Source organism: Bradyrhizobium sp., assembly GCF_019242285.1.
GTDB lineage: Bacteria > Pseudomonadota > Alphaproteobacteria > Rhizobiales > Xanthobacteraceae > Bradyrhizobium.
Genome location: NZ_JAFAVV010000529.1, coordinates 1 through 17134, shown reverse-complemented (window position 1 = coordinate 17134; position 17134 = coordinate 1). Strand labels below are relative to the sequence as shown.

Sequence of the window (17134 nt, the reverse complement as noted above, 5' to 3'; positions counted from 1 at the left end):
TCGCGCCGTTGCCGGCAATCAGCCATTTGTTGTTGCTCGCATCGTCCCAGGACGCGACGCCCGGCGGCAGGAAGCTGATCAGCTGCTTGTAGTATTCGAGCGCCTGGCGCACCGCATCGGTCTGCACGGTGAGCTCGCCCTTGGCATTGACCAATTCGGCGCCAAACGACTGGAAGATCGCGCCGGCCGTGTCGACGCTGTCGGTGGTCTCGCCAAGCCCGATGCCGAAGGGAACACCGCCCTTGTGGCAGGCCTCTGCCGCCTTCATGAAAGTATCCAGCGTCCAGTTGTCGGCCTTGGGCGGGGAGCCCGCCGGATACATCTCCTGCACGTCGATATTGGCGTGCTTCTTCATCAGATCGATGCGGGAGCAGGGCCCCTTGATCTGGCTGCCGAGGCAGATGGGGACGGCCAGCCATTTGCCGTCGAGCTGACCGAGATATTGCACGGTGCCGTTCACCGCACCGTTCAGCTTGATCAGCGGCTCCATCACGTCGTTGACGGGTTCGAGCAGCTCGGATTGGGCATGCGGCCACCAGGTCGGCATCGCCATGATGTCGTGGCCTGCCTTGGCTTGCGCTTCCGAGGCGATCGTCACCAGGTTCTTGTTGCCCACGCTGGTGATGTAGTCGATCTGGACCTCGACCTTTTCCTTCTCGGCCCATTCCTTGACGAGCGCCTCGCTCGTCTTGTTGGCGTCGGGAACCCAGTGGTCCCAGAATCCGATCGATAGTTTGCCGGCGGCGTAAGCGGACCGGACATAAGGTGCGGTGACCAGCGCCGCGGATGACAAAGCGGAAGCAGCAACGAACTGGCGTCGAGTGAGCTTTCTCCGTGGCATTGGCATTCCTCCCTTGGCGAGCCAAACCGGATATGTCGGGAAATCGCTCTTGTATTTCGCTTCGCGACCTTGGGCCGCGGCTTTGTCGTCAGATTTCCCTGTCACAATCAGATCAGAATTGCTTCGGCCTGTCGAGAAAGCAGGTGAGATGATCTCTAGAACTAATGGCTGTGGGAAAAACCTTTTCCGGAGAACGAGTCGGAAAGCATTTTGCGTCGCAAACGCCCTGGCCGTGGGTGCGTGGTTCGGTCGCAGGCCGCTCGACTCTCGCCTGGATCGCAAGCCTTCGACGATGGTGGACGATGCGGCACGAGCGTGGACGACCGCGGGGCGAACACGATAGAAGCGCCGTCGCGACGGCGCATCGTCGCGACCTCGAAATCTCTCGCGGCGAACGCCGCCGTCAAACTCCGGACCCGCCATGGAGGCCGAACAATGATCCGTCCGACATCCAGCCTGCGCACTCGGCTGGCGCTGTGCGCCGCACTCGCAGCCGGCGCCGCCATCCTGTTGGGCGCTCCGCGGATGCTGGATGCGCAGGGGCTGATCAAGGGCGTCGAGCAGGGCGCCCGTGAGGGCAACAAGGCCGCGGGGCCGGTGGGCGGTGTGCTCGGGGGCGCGATCGGCGGGGTGGTCGGCGTGGTGTCGGGCGTGGCCGGCACGATCACCGGCGGCAACAATGCGCAGCCGGCCAATAATAATGGACAGCCCGCCAACACCACCGCACCGCCGCCGCCCGAAGCCAAATCGGGGAAGGCCGCGAAGACGACCAAGACGGCCGTCGCCAAGGCGACCAAGCCGGTCGAGGTGCTGACCCAGCAGGGCGTGCCGCAACTGACCGCCGAGCAGATCGTCGCGAGCAGCGACGCCAACATCGAGCGGATCAAGAAGGAGCTCAACCTCACCCCCGAGCAGGACAAGAACTGGGGCGCTTTCTCCAGCGCGATGCACTATCTCGGCCACAACGGCGCCGATCGTCTCAACCTGCGCATCGCGCGGGCCAAGCGCGACCCGCCCGACGACATCATCGAGCAGATGCGCAACGAGGCGCAGTTCCTGGTCGACCGGGCCCAGGACCAACGCAGCGTGGCCGATTCGGCCGAGCCGCTGTTCGCGAGCCTGGACGACAAGCAGAAGCAGATCTTCATCGACGAGATGGTGCGCCTCAGCCACGAGCGCGGGCTCGATTGAGGCTGCCGTCGCGACGGGAGGCTGGGCGAATAGCCGGATGCGCGTGCCCTGGGGTAGGTGGAAGGCCCGGCACCCGGCTATCCTGCCGCAGCGGCGCGGCTCCCTCCACTCGCCATCTAAAGTTGAAGAAAAACAGACCGATTCATGCCCGATACATGGCTCAGGCGTGACGTTCTCGCGAACTTTCGCCATCGGACAGACAAACTGCATCATGCGATCCCACAAATGCCATCAGCCGGCCACCGGTCGGCCGAGCTTCGTTGATGCTGCCTGTGCTTGCCGGCCTTGTCCTAGGCTTTGGGGAAATTCAGCTCCACGCCGACGCCGTCGGGGTCGTAGAGGAAGATCTGGGTGTCGCCGGTGCGGGGCACGATCTGTTCGCGGAACGTGACGCTCCTGCCGTTCAGGCGGTTGCGCACGGCCTCGACGTCGGTGGCGGCAAAGGCGATGTGGTCGAGCCGGCCGGTATCCTCGTATTTCTTCTCGGTGCCGCGCACCACGATGCCCTCGCGCGGCTTGCGCGTTCCCACCAGGTGCACGGTCGGCGTGCCGTCGGAATAGAGCCAGTAGCCGGGGAAATCGAGCGGAGGCCGGTCGCCGATCTCAAGCCCGAGCACGTCGACATAGAAGTCCTTGCTGCGCTCGAGATCCTGCGGCTCGATGGTGAAATGCTGAAGTCCGCCCAGGGGCATGCTTATTCTCCTCGTTGTTCAGCTCAGATCTGTTTCAGACCCAGGTGAGGTCGGCTTCGGCGCCCATCATCCAGGCGCCGACGGTTTCGAAATGGCTCAGCCGTCCCTGCAACTGCTGGGTCACGGTGTGGATGTCGCGAAAGCGGCGCTCCAGCGGATGACTGTCGAACACCGCGGTGGCGCCCGCGGCCTGATAGGCGAAATCGACCGCCTCGCGCGCCCGGTGGATCGCGTGGGTTGCCGCCATCCGCACCGTGATGCGCTGCTCGACCGTGATCAGCGATCCCGCACACAAATGCTTCCAGACGTCGGCCATCGTCTGCAGCACGAAACCGCGCGCGGACCGCAGACCGACCTCGGCCTGGGCGAGGCCCGACTGCACCACGGCATTGTCGCGGATCGCACGCCTGTCGCCGCGCGGCACTTTTGTCCTCGCCAGGTCGAGGAAGCAGTCGAGTGCGCCGCGGGCGATACCGCAGGCGACGCCGGCAAAGCCGACCTGGTAGCAGGTGCCATTGCCCATGCGGTAGAGCGGGCCGCTCTCCCGGCATTCGCGCTCGAATTCGCGGATGATGGAATGGTCGGCCCGGACGAAGAAGTCGTCGAGCGCGAACTGGTCGCTCGCGGTGCCGCGCAGGCCGACCGTGCTCCAGATATCGGTCCATTCGACATCTTCGCTGCGCACCAGCATGGTGCGCTCGGCCTGGGCGCCATTGTCCTCGAGCCGCGGCGTGCCGTCGGGCTTGAAGATCGGGCAATGCGCGCCGAGCCAGGTGGCGTGTCGGCCGCCCGAGGCGAACGCCCAGACGCCGGTCACGCGATAGCCGCCCTCGCATTCCACCGCCTTGACCCTGGGGCCGGGACCCCAGGCCAGCACCGCGCGCGGATCGTCGCCGAAGATCGCACGCGCCACCGGCAGGTCGAGATAGGCCGCCGACATCGCGCAGCCACCGGCCTGGCTCAGGCACCAGGCCGTCGAGGCGTCGGCCTGGGCGATGGTCTCGATGACGTGGAAGAAGGTCACGGGATCGGTCTCGATCCCGTTCTGCGAGCGAGGCAGCAGCAGGCGGAACAGTTGCGCCTCGTGCAACCGGTCGAGCACGGCCGGCGGCAGGCGCCGGTCTCGTTCGATGTCGTTGGACGCGGCGGCGATGGCGGGACGGACGGCTTCGGCCCGGGCGATCACGCCGCGGTCGCCCGCGAGATCGGCGGAAGTGGCAGCAAGCATTGTCTTACGCGATCCTCTTTTCTCCGATGCCTTGAACCGTCGGCGCCATGGTCAGCTCCCGGTCGATCTCCTCGATCGACTTGCCCCTGGTCTCGATGCCGAAGAAATAATAGACGGCGCCGGCCATCAGGAACCAGCAGCCGAGATAGACGAACGCGGTCGGTATCTCCGGCAGCGGCACGTCGGGCTTGAGATAATTGTTGGAACCGACGATCAGCGCCAGGCCCACCGGGCCGATGATCTTGCCGATGCCGCCGAAGCCATAGGCCGAGCCCATCCCGGAGGTTCGCAGATGCGAGGGCCAGACCTCGGCCGCGTAGGGGCCGACGATGGCAAATCCGCCGTCGGCAAAGAAGAAGGCCGCTGCGAGGATCAGCCAGAACGCCGACACGCCCATCAGCGAGGCGTCGTAATTGTAGCCGGCCAGGATGATCAGGAAGCCCGCGCCGAAGCCGAGCAGGCCGCCGGCATTGCGCCGTCCCATGATCTCCGAGAAGAACGAGAAGGCGATGCGGCCGACGAACCCGCACACCGTGAGCAGGATCATCATCTTGGCCGCTTCCTGCGGCGTCACCTTCAACAGCAGCACGAACAGCGATGGTGCCCACAGCGTGACGCCGTAGACCCCGGTCTGGGCGCCGGCATTGCCGAGCCAGGACACCAGCAGGCTGCGCGGATATTTGAACAGGTCGAGCCAGTTCGAAATCTGCACCGGCCCGGCATCGGCCGCGGTCGGCATCGGCAGCGCGGCGGGTTCCAGCTGCAGCGCCCAGGCGAGTGACTTGCGCGCTTCCTCGTAGCGCCCCTGGCGGCAGAGCCAGCGCGGGCTCTCCGGCACCCAGAGCCGGACCAGGAGCACGAGCAGCGCCGGCAGCACGCCGATCGCAAACAAGATCCGCCATTCACCGGTGCCGGTGAAGGCGCCGAGCACCGCGCCGAGGCCGACCCCGAGCGGGATCACGCAGGTCACGAGCCCTCCGACCCAGCCGCGCTTGGAGGAGGGCATGAACTCCTGCACCAGTGGCAGGTCGACGCAGTAGAGGCCGCCGACGCCGGTGCCGACGAAGAAGCGCATGACCGCCAGATAGACCCAGCCGTTCTCGGGGGTGAAATAGAGCAGGCCGGTGGCGATGGAGAAGTTGAGCACCGTGCCGATGAAGACGACGCGGCGGCCGATGCGCTCGGCAAGCCAGCCCCAGGCATAGGCGCCCAGGATCGCACCGATGCCGGAGCTCATCAGCACGGTCGCCGACTGGCCGAAGGTCAGCTTCCAGGGGCCGATCAGGAAGGCGAGGACGAAACCGATCAGGAAATAATCGAAGAACTCCAGGGCATCGCCGATGATGGCGGCGGTGAGAATCTTGATCTGGTTGCCGGTCAAGCTCGCTTGTCGATCGAGCACCTCGAACATGGCGTTTCCCCTTCGGCGCATGTTCGTTGTTTTCGCGGCGGGCGCCGCGCCTGCGCTTCGCCGAACTCTGCAAGGCTAACCCGTGATCGCGGCAGACGGCAAGGGCGGGGGCCGAAGGCCTGCATTGCGCACGAAACCGCGGTACGGAACGCTTCCACCCGCGCGATGAGACGCGGCCGACCACGTTCTCGCGGCACGATCATGCCCGAGTTGTGCGGCGATGTTGCCCTCGAAGGAACAGAGGGCGCAGGGAAGGCCGGGTGCCGGTCGCACCCATGGCCCGCCTGCAACAAGAAATGCAGGCGGCAGTCACCACAGGTACGCGCCGAGACATCCGGCCCTCCCTGCGCGATGGTGTTAACGCTTATTCCGTGCTCTCCCCGGGGAACGGGCTCTCTTGCCCCCGTCGCTCCTCGGATCATCGCCAAGGAGCTTGGCGCCAGCGTCGCGGCGCCAGGACCACACGGCTTCGCAGTCCGCTTCAAGCGCGCTCGTCTCGCACGCCAAAGCGTCCATCGCATCCCGCCTCCCACGTCCGTGACGATCGCGAAGCGCCCCTCATGCGGAGGCGGGACGCGTCGCATATAGCATTGTTTCGGTAAAATAGAAATAGAAATTTTCGCCGGCCGGCGCCGGAACAGGCAATCGCATTGATGCAGCGCGACAAATCGCCGTTCTGGCGCGAGTGTCTTTCAACCTTTCTGCAGGTCGCGAGGAGAAGCATATGGCAGGAATCGCCAGCCGGCTTGTTCGAAAGATTCCCGTTACTGATTCTCCCAGAGCGTTCCGCTCAACAACCTCAGGTCGCGCACTCTCCCGGTGGCAGCCGGCGCCATCGAGCAAACTCCGGCGGCGCACGGCTTCGTGCAGGCGCTCGATACGTATTTGGGATCGGAGCCGTCACCAACAAAGCGTGCTGAACATCTGTCCTGCAACGCTCAAGAGGCGGGCATGATTCCATATCGGTCACGAACGGCGATCGAAGCACCGTCCGGTGCGGCCGCAAGCCGACAGGTTCGCGGCTACCGTCCGCGACGTAGGCTGTCTGCCTGTCGCAGCGCGCAAGTCGATCGGCTGCGGCTAACTGTCATAGCAAATCTCGCCGAGGACTGTGATCTCGACCATTGCCGACCGCTTGCGGAAGCTCGTAACGGTAGAATCGCTCGGAGAAACCGCAGGGAGTTCGGGCGTGAAAGTGACGATCGCGCACTTTCCGTTCGGACCGGCCTTCGTGACGACTTTCAGACAGAGCGCGAAAAAGGCTTGTCGGCCATCAGCGACGACATGGCGGCAGGGCAAGCGATCTACGGAATTCGGAGAAGACAGGCGAAAGAGGTGTGAGCTGCGGCCGCCATTCGGCGACGCTGAGAACAAAGATATTTGAAGGAGGTAAACATGTTTTCCGGTCTTTCCAAGAAACTTTCCAAAGAGCTTTCCAGGAAATCTGTCGGCGCGCTCGCGCTGTTTTGGTCGGGATCAGCGCTTGCTGCCGGGCAGTGTTTCGCCCCAAGCGATCCGGTGCGCCTGACGCCCGATCAGCAGCGCGCGGTGGTTCTCAACATCCGCGACAATCCCGATGTATTCCAGTCCGACTTCAGTCTGATGCGAACGCTGAAGAACATTCTCGGGACAGTGCCTGGCGGCGATCCCGCGACCGTCACCGATGATGCGGCAAAGGACTTGCTGAAGAGCTTGCTCGCGGGCTTCGCGGAGACATCGCTCAGGAATGAGGATGGGGATATTTCCTTTGCGCTCACCCCACGCGACGGGGAAAGCGCACTTACTGTGGACGATCTTCTCGGTCCGACCAGTCCTGCTCGGATGGTGCCGGTGGCGCTGTTCAATCGTTTGGATTTGGCGCCGGCCGATCATTCGCATTGTGGTGAATACCGCATCGTCTACGTCAAGAGCGGCCCGAAGGACGGCAGCGGCAGGGTCGCGTTCGACAAACGCATGACGCTCATTTTCGAGGCGGTACTGCCGAATCCCGATCTCTCGGGCGACCGGCGACAATGCGAGGCCGTATGGCGATTGTGGAAGGGATTTGCTCAGCCTGGCCAGAGCCAGGCCCAGATTGGTCAATGGCTCGCGAAGTTCTACTACGAAGGCGGAGCGCTCGACTCCCAGATGAATTTCACTCCGGTCGTCTCATTCAGCCACTACGGGATCGCGGGAGGGCAAGTACGCGCGAATGCCTTCGATCATGTGAGCGCGAACGACGGCACGCTCAACTGGCACCTGCGGCAGTGGCGCGTCAGCTTCGACCCGAACAATCCGACCAACCCGCCGAGCTTCCAGCCGCAACCGGTCAACGAAACGCCGTTTCGCGGATATTTCAGCGGCGACGCTGCGTCCTCTCCCGGGAGCGACCCTGCTCGCTTCCGCGCGCTTGCAGGTCTGTTCGCGAGCACATTCCCGCAGGTCAACGAACAGCAACTTGTCGCCGTAGACAGCCTGGCAGCAATCCCGGTCGGGCCGGAGACCACGGTCGCGGACCTCATCGACAACGTCGGAGTCGACATCGATGACAAGTTCTACGCGGTGGAAAGCGACGCCGGCCCATTTGGCGGTCCGGCTCCTGACGATCCGGCGGTCGCAATCGGCGCAAACCAAGCACTTGCCGCCGCAATCGACAACCGCCTCCAGCAGTTGAAAGTTGACACTGCGTGTGGACTGAACCGGGGCCATGTGCTCAACCGTATGGCCGCAATGACATGCGGCGGCTGTCATCAGTTCGCCAACGGGAAGGAAATCGCGCCGGGCGTGCGCTGGCCTCTCTCGCTCAACTTTGTGCAGATCGACGAGAACGGCGCCATGTCCAACCTGCTCCTGGACCGGTTCTTGCCATTTCGGTTCAGGCTGATGAACGACTTGCCGCCGCCGCCGGTTGTGGCTCCGCCGCTGCAGGCCTTGGCTCTGCATCAGCAGCTCAGGAAACAACTCACCGCATTCAAACCGACCCAAGACGCCGTGCGGTCTGTGCAGAATCTGAGTAACGAGATACGGAAGGCGGACAGGTCTCAGCCAGGCGCGTTCGTCAGATACCGCAAGCCGGACTGAACGCAGTCGTCCCGCCCCAAGCCGAGTCGGCTTGGGGCACGAAGCAAGGGCTCCCCCGCAAGCAGAAAGCCCTTGCCTCAAGGAGAAGGGTGCGGCGAAAGAGTTGATGCCGGCTGCGCCTGGCATCACATCGGCAGAAAAATCGGCATCGGAGTCTGACGCGGTCTTGTGGGAGCCAAACGGATAAGACGCCTCCACCCCGAACCGCCCGCAGGGCGGCTTGGTTTCCTCCAATCGGGCAGCGACATCTTCGTGGCACAATGTTGCCGCTATAGCGCTGCGCCATTTCGATGCGGCCAGGGGGAAGGCGGGGGATGAAGCTGGAACAGCAGATCGAAGCTGCTCTCGAGATATTGTCGCCGGAATCCGCCCAGCGAGGGGTGGTCCGCAAGAACCTCAGGAAGGCCATCAAGGACATCAGCAGCGACAGCATCGTGCGGCCGCTTTCGAAGGAGGAAAAGGCGACGCTGCGGCGGCTCCACTCGACGCTCAGGCGGGCCGGCGGATACGTACAGAAGCTGAAGGAGAGCAGCCTCCGGTTCAACCTGTACGATCCGCTCGATCTGACCGAGGCGGTCGGCTGCTGCGAATGGGAGCTGGGCCTGCCGAAGCCGAAGTGGCAATACCCGCTGTCCGGCAAGGAGCAGTTGGCCGTCGCCTATGCCCATGCCCTGATGGCGAGCTTCGGCAAGGAGAAGGCGACCCTCTCGCGCAACAAAGCGTGGCATCGGCTGGCGGCCATTCTGTACGGCGATCCCGAGCACGACCTGTTCAGTCAGATGCGGTCGTTTCGCTCTGGGCGGGGCTAGTTGGCCGCAGGGCGCGTTCGGCCGACCGCCGGCAAATCATCGATGCCAGTGGAAACCGCTGCTCGCGCCGCAGGGACACCTCGTCGCGCGTGCGCGACGAGGTGATGCCCGGCAGCAGCCGCTGCCCGTCAATCGAGGCCGGCGCGATGGTCGTGATCGTCGGGCGGCAGGGTGCGGCCCGCCAAACCGTCCCAGAAGTCGCACTGGTGAACGGTCGCAAAGCTTGTCTCCGTGCCGGGGCGCGGCGGGACGAGCGACAGCCAGGCCTGGCGATCGCGATGGAAGCGCGGCCAGTGGGGTTGGCCGGGTCCATTGGGATCGCCGTTTCGCGCGAACTCGGTCCAGTAGCCGACCATCTGGTCCGAGAGCTTCTGCTGATTGGCGTCGAGCGGCGTCTGGGCGAGGTTCAAGCCAAGGCCCGACGGGTTGGCGGTCGGGAAGATGTACTGGATCTCCGAGGCGTGCGAGGCGCCATAGGGGAAGCTCACCGGCGGCAGGAAGTTCTGCGGCGCATGCTCGTCGCTGAACTCGTAGGCGAAGGTCGGGACGAACGAGGACGCAAGCTCGTCGGCGAAGCGCGCGGTGCAGGCGAAGTTCGCGTCCGTTCCCGCTGCGCCCGCGCCCTGGTCGAAGCTCGGGAATTGAGCCGGGACGGGATAGTGGGTCGCGACGACCGACGCCTGCGTGGAGGTACCGGTCAACGCGGCGATCGCCGCGACATAGGTGCTCGCGGTGATCGGGCCGCCGGCGAGGTCGAAATCCTGGGCCACGAACAGGTTGTACTCGTCGTGATTGGTGCCGTTCATCAGCGGCACATGGTTGAAACGACCCGAGGCAAGCGCTGCCGATATCGACTGGGTCAGCACCTTGCCATCGACGTTGGGGATCGGCAGCGAGCCCACGAAGGAGAGGGCCTGGTTGGCGAGAATGGTCGGCACGCCGAGGCCGCGCAGGCAGGCGAGCACGGCACTCGGGCTCGGCTGATTGCAGCCGACGGCTTTCGCGAAGTTGGTTCCGGCCGTCTCGGTCTGCGCGAGCGTCGGCTGCGCCAGCGCATAAGTGCCGCTCTCGACGATGGCGCGATCGAACAGGCCATGGGCCGTGGGCGATACCAGGTTGGTGAGCGTGCTCAGTCCTCCGGCCGACTCGCCGAAGATCGTCACCCGTTCCGGATCACCGCCGAACGCCCTGATGTTCCGCCGCACCCAGTTCAGGGCGGCCTGCTGGTCCTGGATGCCATAATTGCCGGAGGTGTGGTCCGGCGATTCGGCGGTCAGGGCCGGATGCGCCAGGAAGCCGAGCGCGCCGAGCCGATAGTTGATGGTGACCACGATCACGCCGCGCTGCACGAGCTTGACCGCGTCATATTCGTTGCTCTCGCCGACCGTGAGGCCGCCGCCGTGAATCCACACCATCACCGGATGCGCGTCATCGTCGCGAAGATCGTGGTCGCCACGACGGTTGGGCGCGAACACGTTGAGGAACAGGCAGTCCTCGGTCTGCGTGGCATTGCCATAGGGCGTGAACACCTGCGGACAATGATTGCCGAACCGGGTGGCGTCCTGCGTGACGGCGGATGGCGTCACTGGCTGCGGCGCCTTCCAGCGCAGATTTCCGGTCACCGGCTGGGCGTAACGCAGGCCGAGGAATTCCCGCATCGCGCCCGTGATGTCGAACTTGCCCTGGAAGGTGCCGTCCGGCGCCGTCACCAGCGTCGATGAGGCGAGCGCAGGCGAAGCCCCGGCGGCGACGCCGAGCAGCAGGGCCGAGCCAAGCACCCGGTGCAGCGACGATCGCCGTCGCGCCGATGGTCGTTCAATACAGGCGAGTTCGTTTCCGAGCATGGGCTTCCCTCCGAAGGAGATTTTTGTTCTGCTGGATCGCGTGCGGCGCGACATCGGCCGCAACGCGAACGTGCAGGCCCATTTTTCTTCGCTGGCGCGACGAGGAGACGACAAACGCATGACGGCGCCCGGATCGCTTGCCGCACATCGTGCAGGCGCGGCAGCGCTCAATCTTAAATCGAACAAACTTTTGTCCTACGCGCCCGCGGTTTCGGCGATCCATGCGCATGCGGCGCGATGCGCAACGACGGCTCAAGGGCGACTATTTCGACAACCGATCTGATCTCGGCCTTCGCTCGGCACCGTGGGCGGCGGCACGGCGATCGGCCGCCAGCCGCTCCATGGCGCGTTCCTCGATCAGAAGCCTGATCAGCGCCCAACGCTTCTCTTCGTCGACCGCCGCTGCTAGGAGTTGCCGGTAACGGCGGTGGTCGGATCTCCCAGCCTCGTCGCCCAAGTCACGGCCCATCTCACGGCCCAAGTCGCGGCTCATGTCACGCTCCTGCGAAACACTGTGCTGAGCTTCGCGCAGCCGGCGAAGAGTGCAAGGAGGAGTTGAGCCTTATTCACGCAATTGTCGTCCGGTGCAGCCGTTCCGAAGCTCGGATTGTGAGCAACCTCACAACGCTCGCGCGCGCCTGCGCGTATGGTTGCTGCAGAGGACAAGAAGCATGGAAGACACGATCGATACCCTGGTGATGACGGCGGTCGCGGTGGGCGTTGCCGGATATCTGGCGCTGTTTCTCGCCCATGTCGCCCACGTCGATCTCGGCTTCTCCTATGCCCAGATTCGCGACGCGGCGATGTTCGGCGCCATTGTGCTGACCATGCCGACGGCCATCGGTCTGCTGGGCCAGAAGCGGAGCGGGGACGCCGAGGGCTGAAAGACCTGCTGATTTGGCGACCGAATCCGGCAAAACAGCCCCAATCGTGCCAAGGTCGCAGGTATATTTTGGCGAGCGCTTACGTTCGCCGGATGATCCGAAATTGCTCCTCGCACTGGTCTCGCATTGCACGATCGGGAAGCCAGTATCCAGTCCGGCCGTGGCCCTGACCCGCAGGGCTCCGCGGTCATTCCACCCGTAGGGGCGGACGTCCCGCCCGATCTCGCCGGGCTTGTCCCGCCGCCGATATCGGCGTCCTGGCCGCCCGTATTGCCGTCGCAGAACTATTTCGCCCGGCACTGGCGCGGTGAATTGTCGCTCTCGGTTTCCTACTGGGTGAACGGCTTCGTAGCCGGCCTGCTCGGGGCCGCGGTGATCGCGGGCTTCGGTTCCGTCATCTCGGCGCGGGACGATGCGCAGCCGCTGCTCTGGCTGGTGTCGCTGTGCTCGATCTGGCTCTGCATCGGCGCCCTGACGATCTGGCAGTCGGTCGGCGCCTGGCGCTCGGCCACGAACTATCGGCTGGACGGCAAGCGCTTCTGGGGCGGCCTGGTCAAGATCATGACGGTGCTGAGCGTGGCGCAGACCGCGTTCCGGTTCGCCATCGCCGGCCTGCCGCAGATCGCCGGCATGCTCGAGATCGTGGCCGGCGACTCCCGCGTCGGCCCACATCAGTTCCGCGTCCTCGCCCAGGGCGAGCTGTTGGAGTTTTCCGGCGGCATCACCTTCGGAGCGGCCCGGGAAATGGAAGGCTTCCTGAACGCGATGAACCATGTGAAGGCCGTCCGCCTCAATTCGATCGGAGGCCGCATCCTCGAAGCCCAGAAGATGTCGGACCTGATCAAGACGCGGCACCTGTGGACCTTCGTGGAGAAGCAATGCCTTTCCGCCTGCACCATCGTGTTCCTGGGCGGGTCCGATCGCATCATCATGCCGCATGCGCGGATCGGCTTTCATCAGCCGACGTTTCGCGGCATGACCGCGGCCGACCGCCGGCTGGCGATCGCCACCGAGGAGCAGCGGCTGGAGGGGTTTGGCCTCAGCCGCGCCTTCGCCGAACGCGCCAATCAAGCCGAGCCGGGCAGCATGTGGTATCCACCTAACGACGAACTGCTGCGCGAACGCGTCGTGACCCGCATTCTCGTCGCGACGTCGGCCGCGCCGAAAGCCGGCGAACCCTCCGCCGACGCGGCAACGTCGGGCCGGGACACGGCGACGGACCAGACCGCGCACGCCGGCGCCGGTCGCAGCGCAAGTCGGCCCGACCTCGGCATTGCCGAGACCAGTGCCGCGTCGCCGCCCGCTGCGGCCGGGCGCGCCACGGCGGTTCCGCGTCAGTCGCAGGGATCGGCCACGGCCGATATGCCTGGAACGAGGTAATTGCCGCCATCGTCGGCGATCAGCTCGACCGACACGCTTTGATCAAGCAAGCGAGCAGCGCGAAACGCGCTGCCGATTCATTTTGCACTTCGTTGCCTTGTTTTCGGCCGAGTCGCGTTGCCTCCTGATGCAAACAACAAAAGACGGGCTACGGTGTCGCGTCTCCGACGCACCGTAGCCGCCAGGGAGAGGAGACGCAGTGTCAGACAGTACACGACGCTCGCTTCTGGTGACCGCGCTTGCCGCCGGTGTTTCTCTGGCTGCGCCGAGACCCGCCGCAGCGGAGGATGATCAGCCCGGCGCCGACGAGCGGCCGAAGAAGGGCGACCTGCTGGTATTTTCGGAGGGAGAGCACGAGGGCAGCCTGATCAAGCCCGGTGATCTCGATCTCGGCGGTCCCCCGCTTCACGCCTGGCCGAAGGATCCGACCTCGTCGGTGATCCGCAGCGGCTCGCGGCTCAATGAGATCCTGATCGTGAAGCTCGATCCGGGCGAGCTCGATGACGCGACGCGCGCCCATGCCGCCGATGGCATCGTCGCCTATTCGGCGATTTGCGCCCATGCCGGCTGCCCAATCACCGCCTGGGTCAAAGGCAGCGAAATCGACAAGGATGTCCTCAAATGCATGTGCCATAACTCCGAGTATGACCCGCGCCAGGGCGCCGAGGTCGTGTTCGGGCCGGCACCGCGGCGCCTCGCGGCGCTGCCGCTCGCCATCATCGATGGTTCGCTCACCATCGCCGGATCATTCATTGGAAAGGTAGGAGGTGCGCAACCAGGATGATGGCACCGCGGCGGCGCGTGCAGACAACTATTGAACACTCGCCAAAGAGCGGGTGGCGAAGCGATTTTGAAAAAACGGAGGGAACGACCATGAAAATGAAACAATGGCTTCTATCGGGCTTCGTCGCGTTTACGTGCTGTGCTTCGACCGCAGCCACAGCCGGTTCAATTGATAACTACAGCCCCGTCACTGCGGCTCGCCTGGAAAATCCCGAGCCGGCCAACTGGATGCTCTATCGCCGGACCTATGACGGGCAGGGCTACAGCCCGCTCGACCAGATCAACACGTCGAATGTCAAGGACCTGACACCGGTGTGGACCTTTGCCACCGGCGTCGTCGAGGGCCACGAGGCGCCGCCGATCGTGAACAACGGCGTGATGTTCGTCGCGACCCCGATGGGGCAGGTGATCGCGCTGAACGCCAAGACCGGCGACGAATACTGGCGCTACAAGCGGCAGCTTCCGGACGACCTGTTCCAGCTTCATCCGACCAGCCGCGGCGTCGGCCTGTGGGAGGACAAGCTCTATCTCGCTACCACCGACGATCATGTGGTCGCACTCGACGCCAAGACCGGGAAGGTGGTCTGGGATACCAAGGTCCAGGAATACAAGAAGGGCCAGTATTTGACGTTGATGCCGCTCGTCGTCGACGGCAAGGTCATCGTCGGCGGCTCCGGCGGCGAGCTCGGCGTGCGCGGTTATGTCGTTGCGTTCGACGCCAACAGCGGCAAGGAGATCTGGCGCACCTACACCATTCCAGGCGAGGGTGAGCCAGGCCATGACACCTGGAAGGGCGACGACTGGAAGACCGGCGGCGGCTCGGCCTGGATGACCGGCACCTACGACAAGGACACCAAGACGATCTACTGGGGCACCGGCAACGCCGCGCCGTGGCCCGGCGAGACCCATCCGGGCGACAATCTCTACACCACCTCGGTGCTGGCGCTCGATCCCGACAACGGCAAGATCAAGACCTATCACCAGTACCACCAGAACGATTCCTGGGACTGGGACGAGGTCGATGCGCCGATGCTGGTCGACCTGCAACGCGACGGGCGCACGTTCAAGAGCCTGATCCATCCCGGGCGCGACGCGATCTTCTGGGTGCTGGAACGCAAGGCCAACGCCATCAACTATGTCGCCGGCTGGCCGTTCGTCTCCACCGACGTGTGGAAGGGCATCGAGGCGGAGACCGGCAAGCCGATCGTCGATCCCGCACACAAGCCTGTCATCGGCAAGCGCGTCGAGTTCTGCCCGTCGCTCTGGGGCGGCAAGGACTGGCCGTCGGCGGCCTACAGCCAGAAGACCGGCCTCGTCTATGTTCCCGCCAACGAGAATTTCTGCGGCGGCTTCACCGGCGAGAAGGTGCCGCTCAAGCCCGGCGAGCTCTGGCTTGGCACCAAGCCGGAAGACATCGGCCTGAAAGCCAAGCCCGGCGCGGACCATTATGGCGAGCTGCAGGCCTGGGATCCTGCGACCGGCAAGAAGGTCTGGCACCATGACTTCCCGAAGTCGCAATTGTTCGGCTCGGTGACGGCGACCGCGGGCGATCTGGTCTTCGCCGGCGGCACCAACGATCGCAACTTCCGTGCTTTCGACGCCAAGACCGGCGAGGTGTTGTGGCAGCAGAAGACCAATTCCGGCATCATGGGCATGCCGGTCTCCTATGAGGTCGACGGCACGCAATATATCGCGATCCAGTCCGGCTGGGGCGTCGATGCGCAGCGCATCCAGGACGCGCTCGCCACCAACAATATCGGCATCGAGAGCAACGTCCCGCAGGGCGGCGTGGTCTGGGTGTTCGCCGTCAAGAAGTGACGGTTGCGATAGCAGGAGCCGGCGGGCCATGTGCCCGCCGGTTTCCTTAGATGCTCACACCACCGGCACGCGCCTCGCGGCGACCGCGGCCGGCGAGATCACCTCGATGTCGAGCGGCACGCGCCAGCGCTCGGTGAAGCGCACCTGCGGCTCGCTGTTGGAGGCGGCGGCGCCTTCCATGACAAAACCGTCGAAGCCGCTGCTCATCACCTCGTTGCATTTCTGCACATAGATCGGGAAGCCGCCGATATAGGGCATGAACACGCGCGGGCGGCCGGCGATGTTGGCCCCGACATACCAGGAGCTGCAGGTCGAGCGCAGCGAGACCTTCGAGACCTCGTTGACGTGGTCGACCCAGGCGTCTTCATCCTCGACGCGCGGCTCGATCGTCGCGGCGCCGATGTCGCGCATGTGCCCGATCAGATCGGCGAGCCAGTCGACATGCTGCTCGATCGCCTGGATCATGCTGGCGAGCACCGACGGGCTGCCCGGACCGGTGATCATGAACAGGTTCGGGAAGCCGGCGGAGGCGATGCCGAGATAGGCTCGCGGTCCGGCCCGCCATTTCTCCGACAGCGTCAGGCGGTCGCGGCCGGTGATGCTGATCCTGTCGAACGAGCCCGTCATGGCCGCGAAGCCGGTGGCGGTGACGATGGCGTCCAGTCTATATTCGACGCCGCCCACCTCGATCCCCTCGGCGGTGAAACGCTCGATCGGAGATTTCGAGACGTCGACCAGCTTCACATGGGGCAGGTTGTAGGTCTCGTAATAGCCGGTATCGACACAGAGCCGCTTGCAGCCGAACACGTTGTCGGGGCAGAGCAGCTCGGCGGTCGCCGGATCCTTGACGATGCCGCGGATCTTCTTGCGGGCAAATTCCGCGACGGTGTCGTTGGCGTCCTTCTCGAACAAGAGGTCGCCGAAAGCGCCGAGGAAGGGCAGGCCGCCGCGCTGCCACGCTTCTTCATAAATCCGGTCGCGCTCTTCCGGGTTTGCCTCCAGCGCGGGCTTGGCGTTGAACAGAAAATAGAAGCCGGTCGGGCGGGCGCGCGCCTTGGCGCGCAAGGCCGGATAGTCGGCCTTGACGGTGCGCAGATGTTCCGGCGTCAGCGTCTCGTTCCATGCCGGCACCGACCAGGTCGCGGTGCGCTGGAACACAGTGAGTTCAGCGGCCTGCTGCGCGATGATCGGAA

The 17134-nt window shown here is 64.7% G+C and carries 16 protein-coding genes; 9 read left to right on the top strand and 7 right to left on the bottom strand.

Annotated elements, in window-relative coordinates:
• On the bottom strand, positions 1-841 hold an 841-nt coding region (locus JOY90_RS21060; RefSeq protein ID WP_367276977.1), incomplete at its 3' end, for an ABC transporter substrate-binding protein.
• A 525-nt stretch (positions 842-1366) separates the two neighbouring features.
• Here JOY90_RS21060 and JOY90_RS21055 point away from each other — a divergent pair.
• Positions 1367-2032, top strand: a complete 666-nt coding sequence (locus JOY90_RS21055; protein ID WP_291693035.1) for a Spy/CpxP family protein refolding chaperone — start codon at positions 1367-1369, stop codon at positions 2030-2032.
• 290 nt (positions 2033-2322) lie between these two features.
• Here the strand turns inward: JOY90_RS21055 and JOY90_RS21050 are convergent, their stop codons facing one another.
• Genes JOY90_RS21050 through JOY90_RS21040 form a run of 3 tightly spaced genes read right to left on the bottom strand, consistent with a single transcriptional unit; the run spans position 2323 to position 5363 of the window.
• Positions 2323-2724 carry a VOC family protein gene (locus JOY90_RS21050; RefSeq protein WP_291693034.1) on the bottom strand — a complete coding sequence of 134 codons (402 nt, stop codon included), beginning with the start codon at positions 2722-2724 and terminating at the stop codon, positions 2323-2325.
• A gap of 34 nt (positions 2725-2758) precedes the next feature.
• The gene (locus tag JOY90_RS21045; RefSeq protein WP_291693033.1) at positions 2759-3952 is read right to left on the bottom strand and encodes an acyl-CoA dehydrogenase family protein; all 1194 of its coding nucleotides are present in this window, start codon (positions 3950-3952) and stop codon (positions 2759-2761) included.
• 4 nt (positions 3953-3956) lie between these two features.
• Entirely contained in the window at positions 3957-5363 is a 1407-nt protein-coding gene (locus JOY90_RS21040; protein ID WP_291693032.1) for an MFS transporter, read from the bottom strand.
• Positions 5364-6182: 819 nt separating this feature from the next.
• On the opposite strand from JOY90_RS21040, the gene JOY90_RS21035 reads away from it, so the two are divergent.
• From JOY90_RS21035 to JOY90_RS21025, 3 genes are all read left to right on the top strand, one after another.
• On the top strand, positions 6183-6704 hold the full coding sequence (locus JOY90_RS21035; RefSeq protein WP_291693031.1) for a hypothetical protein: 522 nt from the start codon (positions 6183-6185) through the stop codon (positions 6702-6704).
• 54 nt (positions 6705-6758) lie between these two features.
• Complete coding sequence (locus JOY90_RS21030) at positions 6759-8423, top strand: hypothetical protein (RefSeq protein WP_291693030.1); 1665 nt, start codon at positions 6759-6761, stop codon at positions 8421-8423.
• A 314-nt stretch (positions 8424-8737) separates the two neighbouring features.
• Positions 8738-9232, top strand: coding sequence for a hypothetical protein (locus tag JOY90_RS21025; protein ID WP_291693029.1), 495 nt, complete (start codon positions 8738-8740; stop codon positions 9230-9232).
• Between the two features lie 128 nt (positions 9233-9360).
• Here JOY90_RS21025 and JOY90_RS21020 read toward each other — a convergent pair whose 3' ends face one another.
• Positions 9361-11076 carry a carboxylesterase family protein gene (locus JOY90_RS21020; RefSeq protein WP_291693028.1) on the bottom strand — a complete coding sequence of 572 codons (1716 nt, stop codon included), beginning with the start codon at positions 11074-11076 and terminating at the stop codon, positions 9361-9363.
• On the opposite strand from JOY90_RS21020, the gene JOY90_RS21015 reads away from it, so the two are divergent.
• A complete protein-coding gene (locus JOY90_RS21015) occupies positions 11075-11359 on the top strand; it encodes a hypothetical protein (protein WP_291693027.1) in 285 nt (94 codons plus the stop codon). The two genes, JOY90_RS21020 and JOY90_RS21015, sit on opposite strands and share 2 nt — an antisense overlap.
• Here the strand turns inward: JOY90_RS21015 and JOY90_RS21010 are convergent.
• Positions 11339-11569, bottom strand: coding sequence for a hypothetical protein (locus JOY90_RS21010; protein ID WP_291693026.1), 231 nt, complete (start codon positions 11567-11569; stop codon positions 11339-11341). The two genes, JOY90_RS21015 and JOY90_RS21010, sit on opposite strands and share 21 nt — an antisense overlap.
• Positions 11570-11747: 178 nt before the next feature.
• Here JOY90_RS21010 and JOY90_RS21005 point away from each other — a divergent pair, with 178 nt between their 5' ends.
• From JOY90_RS21005 to JOY90_RS20990, 4 genes are all read left to right on the top strand, one after another.
• The gene (locus JOY90_RS21005) at positions 11748-11960 is read left to right on the top strand and encodes a hypothetical protein (protein WP_291693025.1); all 213 of its coding nucleotides are present in this window, start codon (positions 11748-11750) and stop codon (positions 11958-11960) included.
• A 126-nt stretch (positions 11961-12086) separates the two neighbouring features.
• Positions 12087-13340, top strand: coding sequence for a hypothetical protein (locus tag JOY90_RS21000; protein WP_291693024.1), 1254 nt, complete (start codon positions 12087-12089; stop codon positions 13338-13340).
• Positions 13341-13539: 199 nt separating this feature from the next.
• A complete protein-coding gene (locus JOY90_RS20995; protein WP_291693023.1) occupies positions 13540-14124 on the top strand; it encodes a Rieske (2Fe-2S) protein in 585 nt (194 codons plus the stop codon).
• A gap of 89 nt (positions 14125-14213) precedes the next feature.
• Complete coding sequence (locus JOY90_RS20990) at positions 14214-15941, top strand: methanol/ethanol family PQQ-dependent dehydrogenase (protein WP_291693022.1); 1728 nt, start codon at positions 14214-14216, stop codon at positions 15939-15941.
• 54 nt (positions 15942-15995) lie between these two features.
• On the opposite strand, the gene JOY90_RS20985 is transcribed toward JOY90_RS20990, so the two are convergent.
• A partial coding sequence (locus tag JOY90_RS20985) for a flavin-containing monooxygenase (protein ID WP_367276976.1) occupies positions 15996-17134 on the bottom strand: 1139 nt, incomplete at its 5' end.